Below are 16,236 nucleotides of genomic sequence, written 5' to 3' on the forward strand. Positions count from 1 at the left end.
TTTTTTCGTTTCGATGCATCATTTTTGATGATAGAAAACTATTCGTGAGATTTTTCAACTAACACAAATGGTCTAATCAACTGAAATTTATGAATTTTTATAATTAAGGAAGGGAATATTCACCTATCTCAGATACTACTGGATAGGTGAATCTTAGATATGATTTTATGACTGAGATTCTAGTCTTTGTCTAACTATTTCGAATAAACATACGCCTGTTGCCACTGATACATTCAAACTGGTAACAGTGCCTGCCATAGGGAGCTTGATTAATTCATCACAGTGCTCTCTGGTTAAGCGGCGCATTCCCTTACCTTCTGCCCCCATCACCAGCGCGATGGATCCTGAAAAGGTACATTCATATAAACTTTGTTTTGCTTCTCCAGCAGTGCCCACAATCCAAACACCGGCTTTTTGAAGTTCGCGAATTGTTCGCGCTAAATTAGTTACCTGTACCAAGGGAATCACATCAGCAGCACCACTAGCCACTTTGCGAACAGTAGGGGTTAAAGCCGCAGAGTTATCTTTAGGCACGACCAAAGCATGCACCCCTGCCGCTTCAGCTGTGCGTAAGCATGCTCCGAGGTTATGCGGGTCTGTGACCCCATCAAGAATTAATAAAAATGGCTTTTGATTGTCTTCTACCAAGGCCATTAAATCGTTTTCACTGTATTGCTTACCCGGCTTAGCCCGTGCTACGACACCTTGATGTTGCTCACCATCAACTTTGTCGTCCAAGGTTTTCCGTTGGCAAAACTGTACCGCTATACCGAATCGTCTTGCTTGATTGATTATATTAAACAGCCGATCGTCTTCACGCCCCTTGAGTACAAATAATTCGATTAGCCGCTCTGGCTCGCGCTGAATGACCGACTCAAGTGCATGAATGCCATACAACCACTCTTGCTGTGCCATATTTATTTGTTCCTTTTCGCTGTTCGACGTTTAGATTTTGGTGCTTTCGACGATGATTTATCGGTAGTTCTACGAGATGGCTTACCTGTTCCTTTTTTAGCAGGTTGCTTAGTCGCAGTTGCATTGTTGTTCTGATTAGACTCTCTATCTGCATTGTCTTTTTTGTTGGTTTTTCCGCGCTTAGCTCCGGCAGCTTTTCTTGCACCACGACCTTTGGGCTCATCTAGAATGAAATCAATTTTACGTTCATCTAAATTAACTGCGGCCACTTTCACTTTTAACGGATCACCTAATCGATATCGTTTCCCCATCGCTTCGCCAACCAAGCATTGTTTCACTTCATCAAAATGATAATAATCATTTTCAAGGGATGAAATATGCACCAGCCCATCAATATGGAACTCACCTAACCGAACAAAAAAACCAAAGCCGGTGACCGATGCGATAACCCCCTCAAACACGTCGCCAACATGATCAAGCATAAATTCACATTTGAGCCAATCAGCCACATCACGAGTTGCATCGTCCGCTCTGCGCTCAGTCATTGAGCACTGTTCACCTAACGCTTCAACTTCTTCGGCATTATAAGATTTTCCGCCAGTTTTACTTTTTCGGCTGGCTTGTTTGTCCAACACAGCTTTTATTGCGCGATGAACAACTAAATCTGGGTAACGACGGATCGGCGAAGTAAAGTGAGCATAAGCCTCCAACGCCAAACCAAAATGGCCTATATTGTCACTGTCATAGACCGCTTGTTTCATCGAACGCAACAACATGGTTTGAATGAGCTCTTGATCAGGCCGCCCTTGTATTTTGCTTACTAAGTCCGTGAAATCTTGCGGCTTTGCCTCTTTTCCAATGCGATGTTCAATACCTACTTCTTTTAAATAAGACGTAAACGAAGTCAATCTGTCTTCGTTAGGCTCATCGTGAATTCGATACAACGCAGGTGCTTTGTTTTGCTCTAAAAATTTAGCCGCTGACACATTCGCCAAAATCATACATTCTTCAATGAGCTTATGAGCGTCATTGCGAACAACTGGCACTATGTGATCAATTTTACGTTGAGCGTTGAAAACAAACTTACTTTCTTGGGTTTCAAACTCAATTGCACCACGGTTGTTTCGTGCACGTTTTAATACGCGATACATATTGTGTAAATTACGTAAATGCGGCACATGTTCAGCATAACGTTTATGTAATTCTGGATTTCCATCTAAGATTTCGCCAACTTTGCTATAAGTCAGGCGAGCTTTAGAGTTCATCACGGCTTCGTAAAATTGATAGTCTTTTAGCTTACCTTGCGCACTAACGGTCATCTCACATACCATGCACAAGCGATCCACTTCAGGATTCAATGAACATAAACCGTTACTTAGTACTTCCGGTAACATTGGGACAACCTGTTCAGGAAAATACACTGAGTTGCCACGCACTTGAGCTTCGTTATCTAAAGCGGTTCCGGTTTTAACGTAATAGCTAACATCGGCAATGGCAACCCAAAGCTGCCAGCCGCCCTCATCCAAAGGTTCACAGAATACCGCATCATCAAAATCACGAGCGTCTTCCCCATCGATTGTGACTAAGGGTAATTGACGTAAATCAATACGATTTTGTTTCGCTTCTTCTGGTACTTGTTCATTTAAGTTAGCAATTTGCTTGCTAACGGCTTTGGGCCATTGATGAGGTATATCAAACGTGCGCAGCGCCATTTCAATTTCCATACCGGGTGCCATGTGCTCACCAAGTACTTCCAGTATTTTACCAATCGGGTTTACACGTTTGCGAGGGCGCTGCAGAATTTCCACCACCACCACATTGCCTTGGCGTGCGCCATTAACATGCTCGGCTGGAATCATGATTTCGTGACCAATACGGCTATCATCTGGGATAACCATGCTTACCCCATGTTCGACAAAGTAACGGCCTACAATGGGTTCAGTTCGAGGCTCAATAATTCTGGCTATTCTTGCTTCTCGGCGACCACGGTTATCTGTACCGCTTTCTTTGACTAACACTATGTCATCATGCAACAAGGCTTGCATCTGTGCTTGATGTATAAATAAATCTTTTTCACCATCATCGCGTTTCAAAAATCCAAAACCATCACGATGACCAATAACTCGGCCCTTGATCAATTCCATTTTATCTGCCAGGCCGTATTTTTTCTGACGATTAAATACTATTTGACCTTCGCGTTCCATTGCTCTTAAACGACGCTGCACACCTACACGGCTATCCTCGTCTAAAGCTTTAACGAATTGGCATATTTCTAAGAAAGTCAGGGGAGTTTTTTGTTCTACCAACACCTGAAACAAATATTCTCTGCTTGCTACAGGATTTTCATACTTGTCTTTTTCACGCAGGAAATGAGGATCGTTCTTTTCTAAATTTTGTTTATTTTTTATATTCATGAGCGGCATTATAGCCATTGATTGTGACGAAACTATGTTTTTTTGAATATTTGGGCAATTTTTATTCAAAACCACCCAACTATTAAGGAAATCAGCGATAAAGCGTCACGATTAAATGAACTGGTAGGCGTCCCCGTACAAATTTTGTTTCAGCAATCCCTTAGTCTGAAAGTCTTCACGTGCTACCCCAGCCATTTCAAATCGACCGGCGACATACACCTGATACGGTTCTAAACTCACAAAGTCAGCCATGATAGCTTTATGTACCCAACCAGATTTCCCGATCCAATCGTGTTCTGGTACATCGACGACGGGCAGAAAACGAAAGTTCGTATGTTGTTTTTCAAGTTCAACCAACGCTTCATATGCGTACATGTCAGTTAACGTGCGTGTACCCCAATATAAAAATACAGGCTGATTGTTTGCTATCTTTAAGCGTTGCAATAAAATTGCGTAGGTATAAGAAAAACCGGTTCCACCTGCTAATAAAATTGTTGGTTTAATATTATCTTCACGCAAAAATGCTTCACCATGTCCACCATCCACATAGATTTCACTATCGCGCTTCATTTTTTCTAAGACTTGACCTGCATAATCATTTCCTGGACCTGCGCCAATATGTAATTCAATCCGGTCGCTGCCATCTGGCGGATTAGCTATCGAAAAAGGCCGAAAGTCTTTTTCGCCCATAATGACCCGGAGGTATTGTCCCGCCTTGTAAGACATAGGAGTCTCAGTGCGCAAAATCACGCTGCTGACAATGTTGGTTAAAGGCTCAATTGACTCAATTTTACAACGTATTGGTGACATAAAAACGTTAGCTTCTCATTTATTTTCAGATTTGGTAGACAGTCCTAGACTGTCCCATATTTCATCGACATAGCTTACAACAGTGGGATCCATTTCTATAGGCTCTCCCCACTCTCTATCAGTTTCGCCTGGCAATTTATTGGTTGCATCCATGCCCATTTTTGAACCCAAACCAGAAACTGGGGATGCAAAGTCCAAATAATCGATCGGCGTACTTTCAATCATTGTGGTATCTCTAGCGGGATCCATTCGAGTCGTGATCGCCCAAATAACATCTTTCCAGTCTCTGGCATTCACATCGTCATCACAGACTATCACAAATTTAGTGTACATAAACTGACGTAGGAAAGACCAAACCCCCATCATGACCCGTTTTGCGTGACCAGGATATTGTTTTTTCATGGTAACGACGGCTAATCGGTAGCTACATCCTTCAGGTGGAAGATAAAAATCCACAATTTCAGGGAATTGTTTTTGCAAAATAGGAACAAACACCTCATTTAATGCCACCCCTAAAATCGCCGGTTCATCTGGCGGCCTTCCCGTATATGTTGAATGATAAATAGGATCTTTACGGTGCGTAATATGAGTTATAGTAAAGACCGGAAATTCATCTACTTCGTTATAATAGCCAGTGTGATCACCATATGGCCCCTCTGGCGCGGTTTCACCCGGCGCAATGTAGCCTTCTAATACGATTTCCGCGTTGGCTGGCACTTGTAAATCGTTACTAATAGATTTAACGACTTCAGTTTTATCACCTCGTAATAATCCGGCAAATGCGTATTCAGATAAGCTGTCGGGTACTGGTGTTACCGCCCCCAAAATCGTAGCCGGGTCTGCACCTAAAGCGACAGATACCGGATAATTTTCACCTGGATTTTGTTGACAAAACTCTTTGAAATCTAGGGCTCCACCACGATGTGACAACCAACGCATGATGACTTTATTTTTAGCAATCACTTGTTGACGATAGATGCCCAGATTCTGGCGTTTCTTATTTGGGCCTCTGGTAACGGTTAAACCCCAAGTGATTAGAGGTGCAACATCACCAGGCCAACAACGTTGAATAGGCAACTTTGACAAATCTACCTCGTCACCTGATATAACGACCTGCTGACATACTCCTTTTCGCACTTCTTTAACCGGCATATTCAAAACCTGTTTGAATACAGGCAGTTTTTCCCACAGATCTTTGAGTCCTTTAGGCGGTTCAGGCTCTTTCAAGTAGGCAAGTAAAGTTCCTACCTCGCGTAGCGCCGAAACAGAAGTTTGCCCCATACCTAATGCAACGCGTTCGGGCGTACCGAACAAATTAACCAAAACAGGTATCGAGTGACCTTTTGGGTTTTCAAATAAGATGGCAGGCCCGCCAGCCCTTAAAGTACGATCAGCGATTTCTGTCATCTCTAAGTCGGTGTCTACTTCTAAGGTAATACGCTTAAGTTCACCTTTACTTTCCAACTGTGCTATAAAATCTCGTAAGTCTTTGTATTTCATATTGAACCGCTGTCTCTTCAGAACCTCTAAGTATAAACCTGTAAAAGCCGTTATACGAGAGATGTACCAATTTAGTTGAAAAAATAAATTGTTAATTTTTTGTAATTGTTTGCATTCAGGGATAATCTAACTAGCAATGCAGATTCAATTAACTAATGTGATGAGAATAATTATTAGATCAAGTGTATTTTTCATTATCTCAATATTGAGTTTTAGTGGTTTTGCCGCTTGCGACAGTCCAGCCCATAAACAGTTTGATTTTTGGCTTGGTACTTGGGATGTATATTCCACACAAAACAAACTTGTTGGGGTCAATAAAATTACGTCTCAACTAAATGGCTGTATCCTCAAAGAAGATTACACCACACCTTCTGGCTATCAAGGCCAAAGCTTTAATATCTATGATTCCAACAATCAACAATGGCATCAAACTTGGGTAGATAATAGCGGCTTGTTATTGTCTTTAAATGGCAGCTTCGACGGCCACTCCATGATTTTAGAGGGCCCAGGTAAATCCACAAAAGGAGATAATATAGTGCATCGAATCACATGGACAGCATCGGCTGATAATAACGTTCGTCAACATTGGGAGTCCAGCCAAGACAATGGGAAATCTTGGACAACCTTATTTGATGGAAAATATGTAAAACGAAAATAATATTCATTACTAAAGAGACGAGAAACCTATGCCTTTTAATAAAGAACTCACAGAAGAGCTAAATCTGATCTTAAAATTTCCAAACAGTAGTTTAATGCAAGGATTAAAAATTCATCATGATGCCGAACCTTCAATGGTAAGCGCAGCGCAACGGTTATTTGAAAAAGGCATTGTTAGCCAGCCAGATGGTGGTTATTTAACCGATTTAGGCCATGATCTTGCTGAACATGCACAAGTGATTCAATCCGCCCTTTCACATCGTTAAAACCCAATAGAATCCCGCGACAACAGCTACATCCACTGTTGTCGTCAGGTTATTTCAAGTGAAGGCAGAAATTAAGTAACACATTCCCAATGCCTAGTGCCAACAATTCAGTTTAGCTATTTAGTATTTTGTACAAATGTCGATACAATACTGTATTAGGTCTAACTCTTGACTGTGTGGAACGTTCATCATGGATTTATTTAAAATTTTATCAGTGACTACTGCATTAACGCTTTTTTCATTGTGCGCGCAAAGTGCTGAGCCAATCAAAGCCGTAGAGTTATATAGTCAAGACGAGTTAATTAACCTGATAAATAAAAACGAGCACCTTGATCGAGTTGTGTTAGATCGATGTCAATTGGTGCAAGATATTGAAGCGCGAGCAGATACCTTAAAAATTCCAGCATTTCAATTTTTATGGGGGGACATGTTAGCTTGGGGTGTGTGCATAGATGCAGAACCTAGCAGAGGGATTAGTTACATGCAGGAAGCTGCAGACCAAGGACTTGCGGCTGCGCTTGAACAGTTAGGTCGATACTATGCCACTGGCAAATTGGTGCAAGAAGATAAGCAGCGAGCGGTGATTTATCTGCGTGAAGCAGCCGCGCTGGGAAATTTAAAAGCGCAAATTCAACTTGCCGATTTGTTTATCGATGGATTCGGTAGCCGTTATGACTATGAAGATGCCTACCATTGGCTATACAACGCGATTACAAATGACAAGAAAACCCATGAAAAGATTGCCAGTTGTATGCAAGATTTAGAAAAACTAATGCATCCTAAAGCAGTTAGAACAGCGAAACGCCCATTAGACAGCTAGTGCATTTGTATAGAAATTAAGACTTTTCTTGCTCAAAAGTTTCAAATTGTTCTGGCAAGTATTGTGCTAGTTGACCGGATAACTTCACATAGGTTTTGAGCGCCTCGGGCAGCGATGCATATATCTTTGGCAAATTATCCAGTAGTTTAATGTTGTTCACTTTTTTCGCTTGCTCAATCGCCATTGGAATGTCAGCAAAGGAACTAAACATAAGCAAACAGTGTTTTAGATCTCGTTGAAATTTTAATAACTTTTCAGGTTCTTTTGTTTCCACTTGTTGCCAGCAAGCCTGCCAAACCGACTCCAAACGAGAGTGCCCACTTAATAGCCCTTTCAACCATTCACTCACTGATAACTTCTCAGATAAATTATCAGGTAAGGGAACTCCTTTACCGGGGAAATCAAGATTGTTGGTTCGCATCTGGGCTAATTCATATTGCAAAAGCCCCATTAAAACCTCAGCGACATGATCAATTTCCGCTTCAGAAATAGACCCACCGGCTCCCTTAAATGCCCATTTCAACCATTGGTCAGGCATTGGAATTTCAGGTGCGGCGCTGACAGCGAATACCAAGCCACGAATATAATTTGGTGAATGTAATATTTTAGAATGCTTTGTACAAACGCTTTCAACTTGTTGTAAGGCTTCAGGTTTCACGAACGGCAATACACTTTCCTAGCATTAATTTAATCTTAAAATTGAAGTCATTTTCGAAAACGCAAAATAAACATTGACAAAAAAACGGTTTAAAACGTTATAATATATCAATTGATACAGTATAACATTGCATTAACAAATTAACGATACTCAAGGGGATCACCGTGCTTCCGCAACCATACTCTTTACTTGCCAGTACCATTTTTATAGCACTAAGTGTTTCCAATCAAGCCATCGCACAAACTAAACCTATTCAAAAAGATGAGCAAGATATAGAAAAGCTAGTCATAACCTCTAATCCACTCAATCCAACGGTACTCGAGTCCGCAACACCTGTTTCTATTATCGCTGGAGATGATTTGGAATCGAGAATTGCTCCCACTCTAGGCGAAACATTAAAAAATGTGCCTGGTGTACATAGTACTTATTTCGGGCCAGTTTCAAGTAGCCCTATTATTAGAGGACTTGACGGACCTAGAGTCAAGGTTTTACAAAATGGTCTCGACGTATCGGATGCCTCACGTGTTGGTCCTGACCATGTGGTCTCAACAGAATCTGCAAATGCTACTCAGATAGAAGTACTTCGAGGACCTGCAACCCTATTGTATGGCAGTGGTGCAATTGGTGGCGTAGTGAACATTGTAGATAATCGATTACCCACCCAAAGACGCGAAGAAATAGATGGCAAAGTGAGTTACTTACACGACAGTGTTTCTAGTGAGGATTTGTTTAATCTAAATGTAGACGGTGGCAACAACACTGTGATGTGGCACTTCGATGCCTTTGATAGACAAACGGAAAATTATAAAATTCCAGGTTCTGCAGAAATAGATGGCACGGAAGATAGTGGTGAACTAGATAATTCTTTTATCGACGCAAGCGGTTTTACAGCAGGTTTAGGATGGGCATCGGATAATTTGAACGTCGCCTTCTCTTTTGGTCAGCTTGATAGCGATTATGGCATTCCCGGTCACTCGCATCACGATGAGCATGAAGAAGAAGATCATGATGAAGATGAACATGAAGAAGAACATGATGAAGAGCACGAAGAGGAAGTATTTGGTCGCTTAAAACAAGATCGTTATCAATTCTTAGTAGACTTCCATGATTTAGACGGCTTTTTTACTGAAATAAAATTTCGAAATGCTTACACCGATTATAATCATAGTGAAATTGAAGATGGTGAGATAGGAACAACTTTTACTAACGAATCATTTGAATCTCGACTGTGGGGTAAACACCGCAGCATCAATGGTTGGGAAGGTGTTCTCGGGCTTAACTACACTAATACCGACTTTTCAGCGTTAGGGGAAGAAGCCTTCACGCCAGCCTCTGAAAGTGATTCTGCAGCCATATTTTTGCTCGAAGAGAAACACTCAGGTGCATTCTTGTGGCAATTAGGATTTCGCTATGAAAAAAGTAATATAGCTGTTGATAACAGTTTTTATATAACTGAAGATGATGCACCAGACATTTTCTTTGAAGAAGAAAGCTTTTCTTCATTGAGTCTATCAGCAGGGGTTGTTTGGAGTATTCGAGACAACGCAACTCTCTCTTTCAACTATGCTCGCTCTGAACGAGCACCTTCTGCAGCTGAACTATTTTCCAATGGTTTACATATTGCTACCAGTACCTATGAATTGGGTGCAGCATTTGAGATTGAACCGGCAGATGAAGCGGGTGAATACCAAATAGTGCAGAATACACATGCGCCAGAAAAAGAAATTTCCAATAATATCGACATTACTTACCAAGTTTCAGGTAAATCAGTCGAAGCAACTTTCAGTATGTTTTACAACCAAATTGATAACTACCTGTTTCAACAAAATACAGGTTTGGTTGCTGAAGACGGTCATATTCATAATGAGGACGAAATAGAGGAAGAAGGCCTTGAAGAGCATGACCATGAAGAAACAGCGCTTCCGATCTATTTATTTCGTCAACAAAATGCAGATATTTATGGACTTGAAGCAGAAGTTGATTGGCACTTAAGCAAACAATTTCGCTTAGAAACCTTTGCGGATATTACTAAAGCTGAATTAAGTAATGGGGAAAATCTACCGCGAATTCCGCCTGCACGAATTGGTTTTGGGTTACATTTTGAAAGTGACTATTGGCACGCAGAATTAGGCGCGACCTACAATGCGAAACAAGACAATATCGCTGAATATGAAACGGAAACAGCTGGCTACACCTTAGTCAATGCGGCATTTAATTACTATATAGATGTTTCAGATAATGAATTGGTACTATTTGTTAGAGGCAACAATCTTTTAGATAAAGAAGCCCGAGTACATGCGTCCTTTATAAAAGATACCGCACCTCTACCTGGCCGCTCAATCGTTGTTGGCGCGAGAATGCACTTCTAAATCTCTTTCAAAACAGTGGCTTTGTTACGATTTCTTATTGTGCAAGGCCACTGTCATTAATCCAAATAAATTTACTATCAATTACTCTATAAGCTTGCTAACGTTTTAGGACGTCATCGTTAGGTATTGATTCTCATGAAAAAATTTGGACCTGCCCTATTAGTTACTGCCGCATTTATTGGACCCGGTACGGTAACCACTGCCACTTTAGCAGGCGGAAACTACGGTTTTGCTTTGGTATGGGCATTAATTTTCTCGGTTATCGCAACATTTGTTCTGCAAGAAATGGCATCGCGTTTAGGATTAGTCACTGGTCGAGGATTAGCGGAAGCAATCACCGAACAATTTTCAGGTATCAAAAGATTGTTAGCCGTGTTTTTGGTAATTAGTGCCATTGGTATAGGAAATGCAGCTTATCAAGGTGGTAATTTAACGGGTGCAGCGCTTGGTTTATCTGGTTTGGCAGGAGGGAAACTTGTTCATTGGGTTTGGTTACTTGCAGCAATTTCAAGTGCATTACTACTCTCAGGAAAATACAAGTTAGTTGAAAAAGCCCTTATCGGCTTAGTGCTTACCATGTCGACTGTATTTATCGCGACCATGTTTATTGCTGGACCAGATTTAATAGAGATTCTCAAAGGTGCATTTTCGTTTGCGTTACCTAGTGGTAGCAGTTTAATGGTTATCGCTTTGATTGGCACCACAGTAGTGCCCTACAACCTGTTCTTGCATGCGAGTATCGTTGCTAACAACCGGCAGGATAATCAGGATCTTCCATCCGCAATGAAGAATAACCGTATCGATACTACGTTATCGATTGGGCTTGGCGGATTCATCACCTTGTCAATTCTGTCTTGTGCTGCCACTGCATTCTTTGCCACGCAAACTGAAGTACAAGCACACAATATAGGCCAACAATTAACACCCTTGTTAGGTAACTACGCTAATATTTTCTTTGCTATAGGATTATTTTCTGCCGGTCTTACCAGCGCAATTACAGCTCCGTTGGCGGCGGCGTATGCAGTAAGTGGCGCGCTTGGCTGGCAACCTGATCTTTCAAATAAGAAATTTAAGACTATCTGGATAACCGTAATGCTTGCTGGCATCACATTTGCCAGCATCGGCATTAAACCACTGGCAGCAATTTTATTTGCCCAAGCAGCCAACGGGTTACTGTTACCGGTTATTGCAATATTTTTAATTTGGACATTAAACAATAAGAGCTTAATGGGAAATCAAACAAATGGATTTTTAGCCAATCTGTTTGGTGGCTTAATTGTCGCGTTTGTATCCACATTGGGATTATATAAAGTCGTCAGCTTATTTTTCTGACGACTTTGTTTCTCGCTATTAAGCAGTTAGTCTTTTAAATGCTTCTTCAAGCATACTTCTTGGACAACCAAAGTTGATTCTAACAAACTGTTTGTTACCAAAATCCACACCTGGTGAAGGACCCACACCTTTACTTTCAAAATAGGCTTGAGGATTATCTAGCCCCAACCCACTAGCATCAATCCATGCAAGAAAAGTTGCCTCCACTTTTAACATGCGCAGACCGTCAATTTGCGCAATTTTTTGTTCAATGTAAGCTAAGTTTCCACGCAAATAATCAAGTAAGTCAGCGTGCCATTCATCACACTTTGTAAACGCTGCCTCAGTCGCTACTAGCCCCATAACATTTGCCCAAGGAATAAACCCTCTCATGCCAAGAACAAATTTTGACCGCAGCTTGTTATCGGGAATTATGGCAAACGAAGTACCTAAACCAGCAACATTGAAGGTTTTACTGGCTGCCATTAAGGTAATTGAGTGATTTTCTAGACCGGGGAAATTACCTGCTGGCAAATGAGCTAGCGTTTGATCAAGAATGAGGTCGCAATGGATTTCATCTGAGCATAACTTAACGTCAAATTTATTACATATTTCGCTAATTCTACGTAATTCAGATTCATTCAAAACCGAACCCACAGGGTTCATTGGATTGCAGATAATGAATAACTTGCACTTAGGATCACTTGCTTGTTTTTCAAGTTGATCAAAATCCAAGGTCCAGCGACCATCCACTTCAACACTAGCAATTTCTATCGTTTTTAGACCACTGATACCCGGTGCAGCTCGCAACGGAGGGTAGTTAGGTGTTTGAATCATCACTGAATCACCGGCTTCGCAATACGCTTTACAGGCTACATTGAAGGCTGGAACAACACCCGGTGTCCATACAATCCATTGGGGATCAATTTGCCAATCATATTTATCTTTTAACCAGCGTTGTACAGCTTGATTAGCCGGTTCATATTGAGCTGGTAGTGTATAACCGAATAAACCATGTTTAACACGATCAGCAAGTGCCAACTGTATAGCCTGAGGACTGGCAAATTCGGTATCAGCTACCCACATAGGCAAAATATCTTTGCCCTTGTATTTCTCCCATTTGAATGAATAAGTAGAGGATCTATCGATAACGTCATCAAACTGCATGAGGGTTCCTATAACGATTGTAAAAACTGAAGAAGAGGAGATAAAAAAGAGGTTAATTTAATAGTCTGGCAACTCTTTCTGTTAAATCATGGTTTTTAAATGGCTTTGCAATAAAACCAGAAGCACCTGCTTCTTTTGCTGACATAACCAAGTCTCTTGTGGCCGTACCGGTTATCATTAAAAATGGGATTTCTTTATTTTTTGATCGCACCATTTTCAATACAGTAATGCCATCATGTTCGGGCATTTGCCAATCACAAATGACTAAATCAATACCACTTAAATCATTTTTGACCACATAGTTAATTGCTTCTACCGAACTGTTTATCGCGATAATCTCACCTTCAACAAACTCTTCTAAAATGTGTTGCAATAATTCTAAGGTAATCTGATCATCATCTATTACAAGTATTTTACGCATCAACCATACCTTTTTAACGCTACATATTGGGTAATTAATATACTCTTAACAAACTCACTTGAACATCTAATTTACAGCAAATGTTCAATTCACATTCTGCCATTTTCTAATTTAAATTCGCAATAAGCAAACGTGTTTATAGATTGATTTAGATCAAGTCATATTTTTTTGTACCAATCTAAAATAGCAACATTGATTGAGGAGATAGAAATATGAAACAAAATGTGGGCATTTTAGATACAGCGATTCGCTCAGTTCTAGCATTGATCATGTTAGCGATTGCATTTGAAGGACTTTATGGTACTACCGCAAGTATAATATTAGCAGTGATAGGTGGCGCATTATTCTACACAAGCAGTTTTGGGGTTTGCTACATTTACAAATTACTCGGTATCGACACATACCCCAACTTTAAGGATGATTCTTATCACCCAGAATAAACACGGTAATGTTAGTGATATTAATTGAAACACAAACGAAACAGCTGGTTAAAATAAACATCAAAATAGTCCAAGTTGGTCACTGGTTATGTCTTCAAAAGAGACATTTATAAACGGCAAAATACCTTCTGCAATGGGTCGAATTTGTTTATCAATATAATGCTCATAATCTAATTCAGAGGTAACGTACTCAATAGGTTGTGGGCCATCTAAGGTAATGACGTAACTTATCCACCCTTTGTTTTGATAACGCAACGGTTGCTGCAGCAATGTATTTTGCTCATCGGCTATTCGAGCCGCTTTTACGTGAGGTGGAACATTTTTGGTATATAAAGCTAACGGCTGGCGTAGTCTTTTCCGATAAACAAGCTGTTCATCGCATTCTCCACTTCTTATTTTCGCTATCACATCAAGCAAGTAAGCACTCACATCCTGATTATCAAAAACCATGCTATATAGAGTAGGCTGAAACTCTTTTGCCAGCTTGGTCCAATCTGAACGAACCGTTTCCAGCCCTTTAAAAACCAATTCTGAAGGTTTATTAGGTTGGTATTTCAAGCCGGCATAGCGCTTTTTACTGCCCGTTTCAGCGCCTCGGATTGTGGGCATTACAAAGGTTGAAAATAAGGTTTCAAATTCTATTTCTAAAAAACAGGGCAGATCCAATTGCTGTTGAATTTTTTCTCGCCATAATTGATTAATCTCTTTTTCAAGTTGCTTGCCAATTTGCATAGATTGTTCAATTGAGTCGATATTTTCTAACCAGACAAACGTTGAATCTGTATCACCGTAAATTACTTTATAACCTTTAGATTCGATCCATGCTGCTGTTGTTTGCATTATTTCATGGCCGCGCAACGTAATCGAACTTGCTAAACGGGTGTCATAAAAAGGACAGCCTCCAGACCCTAAAACGCCATAAAACGAATTCATGATTATTTTAATCGCTTGAGAGCGTGCTGCATCCTGTTGCTTTTTAGCTTGGTCTCGTTGCTCCCACAAGCTCGAAATAATATCAGGAAGAAAATGCTTATCTCTGGAAAACAAAGCTCCACGAAAGCCGGGAATTGCATTATCCGGTTCAAGTAAACCTTCGGTAAGTCCTAGAGGATCAATTTTGAAGGTACGAATGATAGATGGATATAGACTCTTGAAATCAAGCACTAAAACATTTTTGTATAGACCTGGAAATGAGTCCATGACATAACCGCCTGGACTGGCTAACCCTCCGTTAACTGGGCGATTAGGCGATACATAACCCGCACGATGTAATTTGGGTAAATAGAGATTAACAAAAGCCGCCACCGAACCACCAATTTTATCCAACTCTAATCCGGTTAATTGGCTTCTAAGTAACAAATAATCGATTAAGTTTGTTTTAGCGAATACTCGTTCTACTAATTGGCAATCTTGTAAATTGTAACGCGCTAGTTTCATCTTATTGTGCAAGAAATCATGGCTAATGGCCGCTATTCGATTATCAACGTCTTGAGTATCCTTACCTTCTCCCAACAACGTTTGGGCTACATTTTCTAATGAAAAGCTGTCAAATTGATACGTGGCTGTTTTTAAACTATCAATTCCATCAATCACCACCCGACCTGCAATGCTCATAAAGGCCAGATTGCTATCATTTCGAGATTCTCGCCAGTAGACTTCGCTTCCGTCTCTGCCAAGGCGCAATTTGATATTTAGTTTTTTGGCTCTTTCGGTCAATATCTTGAAGTCAAAATTAACGATATTCCAACCAATGATTAAATCGGGATCGAAATCCATTACATGTGAAATAAGACCTTCTAAAAGACTTCTCTCATCGGCCACCCAATCAATCCATTCTTCACTGTGCTGAGGCTTGCCGATCATTATGACTTTTTTATATTCCGCGCTTGAAAGGCCTACCGAATACAGCTCGCCATCCAAACTGCATTCAATATCTAACGACAATAGTGTCAATTTCGGGATGTACTCTGTGGGTTTGAGCCTGCCGTTTTTCATTGCAATATAAGCTTTAGAGTCAAGATCGGATGTTTCAATATCGCCGGTAAAAAAAGCTCCGCCACAGACAAAACGCTCCATCAAATAACGGTCTGCAAGTCGAATATCGTTTTCAAATGACGTGATACCTGCTTGCTTTAATATATCCCGTGCCCGATAAAATGCGCTTGTGGTGGTAAAATACAGAGCACAAACTAGATCTTGGGTAAAAGTCTTTAATTTAAGCCGAGTCGATTTAACCGAGATGCTTGAATGCTTTAACACTGAACATGCAGCTTGTTCATCTTTCCATGCAATAAACATAACCGCATTTTGCTGCTCTGTAGTGACTTTTACAGGCCCGTCTGGGGTACTTAACCAAAACTCTATGTAAGTACGTCCGTTTTTTTCAATCGCATTACGAGTCAGTAAGAATCCTTTTAGCGGGGTATTTTGCAAAAGCAGGAGAACTCCATAACATACGTTTTATTGGCGAGATTTTTCTTGTTGCTAT

At 40.6% G+C, this 16,236-nt stretch carries 14 protein-coding genes; 6 read left to right on the top strand and 8 right to left on the bottom strand.

Translation table 11 applies throughout. The features are described from left to right. Positions 1-165: 165 nt before the first annotated feature. The 4 genes from rlmB to ubiD form a co-directional block, all read right to left on the bottom strand. On the bottom strand, positions 166-915 hold the full coding sequence (gene rlmB / locus GLIP_RS18425) for a 23S rRNA (guanosine(2251)-2'-O)-methyltransferase RlmB (RefSeq protein ID WP_008846206.1): 750 nt from the start codon (positions 913-915) through the stop codon (positions 166-168). Between the two features lie 2 nt (positions 916-917). Then, on the bottom strand, positions 918-3,329 hold the full coding sequence (rnr, locus tag GLIP_RS18430; protein WP_008846207.1) for a ribonuclease R: 2,412 nt from the start codon (positions 3,327-3,329) through the stop codon (positions 918-920). A 111-nt stretch (positions 3,330-3,440) separates the two neighbouring features. Beyond that, positions 3,441-4,139 (bottom strand): NAD(P)H-flavin reductase, encoded by a 699-nt coding sequence (fre, locus tag GLIP_RS18435; protein WP_040523594.1) that lies wholly within the window; start codon positions 4,137-4,139, stop codon positions 3,441-3,443. Positions 4,140-4,154: 15 nt separating this feature from the next. After that, entirely contained in the window at positions 4,155-5,639 is a 1,485-nt protein-coding gene (ubiD, locus tag GLIP_RS18440) for a 4-hydroxy-3-polyprenylbenzoate decarboxylase (protein ID WP_008846209.1), read from the bottom strand. A 136-nt stretch (positions 5,640-5,775) separates the two neighbouring features. Between ubiD and GLIP_RS18445 the strand changes: the two genes are divergently transcribed. The 3 genes from GLIP_RS18445 to GLIP_RS18455 all read left to right on the top strand — a co-directional run bounded on the left by GLIP_RS18445 (position 5,776) and on the right by GLIP_RS18455 (position 7,382). Beyond that, complete coding sequence (locus GLIP_RS18445) at positions 5,776-6,297, top strand: hypothetical protein (RefSeq protein WP_008846210.1); 522 nt, start codon at positions 5,776-5,778, stop codon at positions 6,295-6,297. Between the two features lie 28 nt (positions 6,298-6,325). Next, positions 6,326-6,562: a TIGR02647 family protein gene (locus GLIP_RS18450; RefSeq protein WP_008846211.1), complete on the top strand. Its 237-nt coding sequence runs from the start codon at positions 6,326-6,328 to the stop codon at positions 6,560-6,562. Between the two features lie 190 nt (positions 6,563-6,752). After that, positions 6,753-7,382, top strand: a complete 630-nt coding sequence (locus GLIP_RS18455) for a tetratricopeptide repeat protein (RefSeq protein WP_008846212.1) — start codon at positions 6,753-6,755, stop codon at positions 7,380-7,382. A 16-nt stretch (positions 7,383-7,398) separates the two neighbouring features. Here GLIP_RS18455 and GLIP_RS18460 read toward each other — a convergent pair whose 3' ends face one another. Continuing rightward, positions 7,399-8,049, bottom strand: coding sequence for a UPF0149 family protein (locus GLIP_RS18460; RefSeq protein ID WP_008846213.1), 651 nt, complete (start codon positions 8,047-8,049; stop codon positions 7,399-7,401). Positions 8,050-8,204: 155 nt separating this feature from the next. Here GLIP_RS18460 and GLIP_RS18465 point away from each other — a divergent pair, with 155 nt between their 5' ends. Continuing rightward, positions 8,205-10,409 carry a TonB-dependent receptor gene (locus tag GLIP_RS18465; RefSeq protein WP_008846214.1) on the top strand — a complete coding sequence of 735 codons (2,205 nt, stop codon included), beginning with the start codon at positions 8,205-8,207 and terminating at the stop codon, positions 10,407-10,409. A 135-nt stretch (positions 10,410-10,544) separates the two neighbouring features. Then, positions 10,545-11,741: an Nramp family divalent metal transporter gene (locus tag GLIP_RS18470; protein ID WP_008846215.1), complete on the top strand. Its 1,197-nt coding sequence runs from the start codon at positions 10,545-10,547 to the stop codon at positions 11,739-11,741. 18 nt (positions 11,742-11,759) lie between these two features. On the opposite strand, the gene GLIP_RS18475 is transcribed toward GLIP_RS18470, so the two are convergent. Both GLIP_RS18475 and GLIP_RS18480 read right to left on the bottom strand, forming a co-directional pair. After that, a complete protein-coding gene (locus GLIP_RS18475; protein ID WP_008846216.1) occupies positions 11,760-12,887 on the bottom strand; it encodes a MalY/PatB family protein in 1,128 nt (375 codons plus the stop codon). A gap of 52 nt (positions 12,888-12,939) precedes the next feature. After that, complete coding sequence (locus GLIP_RS18480) at positions 12,940-13,308, bottom strand: response regulator (protein ID WP_008846217.1); 369 nt, start codon at positions 13,306-13,308, stop codon at positions 12,940-12,942. 212 nt (positions 13,309-13,520) lie between these two features. On the opposite strand from GLIP_RS18480, the gene GLIP_RS18485 reads away from it, so the two are divergent. Beyond that, positions 13,521-13,748 (top strand): YgaP family membrane protein, encoded by a 228-nt coding sequence (locus tag GLIP_RS18485; RefSeq protein ID WP_008846218.1) that lies wholly within the window; start codon positions 13,521-13,523, stop codon positions 13,746-13,748. A gap of 60 nt (positions 13,749-13,808) precedes the next feature. Here GLIP_RS18485 and GLIP_RS18490 read toward each other — a convergent pair whose 3' ends face one another. Beyond that, positions 13,809-16,181 (bottom strand): DNA polymerase II, encoded by a 2,373-nt coding sequence (locus GLIP_RS18490; RefSeq protein ID WP_008846219.1) that lies wholly within the window; start codon positions 16,179-16,181, stop codon positions 13,809-13,811. Between the last annotated feature and the right edge of the window lie 55 nt (positions 16,182-16,236).

Origin of the sequence: Aliiglaciecola lipolytica E3 (genome assembly GCF_000314975.1) — a bacterium.
In the GTDB taxonomy this organism is placed as follows: domain Bacteria; phylum Pseudomonadota; class Gammaproteobacteria; order Enterobacterales; family Alteromonadaceae; genus Aliiglaciecola; species Aliiglaciecola lipolytica.

Excerpts from the sequence above, each read along its gene's own strand:
- rnr (WP_008846207.1), bottom strand. The coding sequence starts at position 3,329 with ATGAATATAAAAAATAAACAAAATTTAGAAAAGAACGATCCTCATTTC.
- GLIP_RS18470 (WP_008846215.1), top strand. The coding sequence starts at position 10,545 with ATGAAAAAATTTGGACCTGCCCTATTAGTTACTGCCGCATTTATTGGA.
- GLIP_RS18485 (WP_008846218.1), top strand. The coding sequence starts at position 13,521 with ATGAAACAAAATGTGGGCATTTTAGATACAGCGATTCGCTCAGTTCTA.
- fre (WP_040523594.1), bottom strand. The coding sequence starts at position 4,139 with ATGTCACCAATACGTTGTAAAATTGAGTCAATTGAGCCTTTAACCAAC.
- GLIP_RS18480 (WP_008846217.1), bottom strand. The coding sequence starts at position 13,308 with ATGCGTAAAATACTTGTAATAGATGATGATCAGATTACCTTAGAATTA.
- GLIP_RS18455 (WP_008846212.1), top strand. The coding sequence starts at position 6,753 with ATGGATTTATTTAAAATTTTATCAGTGACTACTGCATTAACGCTTTTT.
- GLIP_RS18450 (WP_008846211.1), top strand. The coding sequence starts at position 6,326 with ATGCCTTTTAATAAAGAACTCACAGAAGAGCTAAATCTGATCTTAAAA.
- GLIP_RS18475 (WP_008846216.1), bottom strand. The coding sequence starts at position 12,887 with ATGCAGTTTGATGACGTTATCGATAGATCCTCTACTTATTCATTCAAA.
- ubiD (WP_008846209.1), bottom strand. The coding sequence starts at position 5,639 with ATGAAATACAAAGACTTACGAGATTTTATAGCACAGTTGGAAAGTAAA.
- GLIP_RS18445 (WP_008846210.1), top strand. The coding sequence starts at position 5,776 with ATGCAGATTCAATTAACTAATGTGATGAGAATAATTATTAGATCAAGT.
- rlmB (WP_008846206.1), bottom strand. The coding sequence starts at position 915 with ATGGCACAGCAAGAGTGGTTGTATGGCATTCATGCACTTGAGTCGGTC.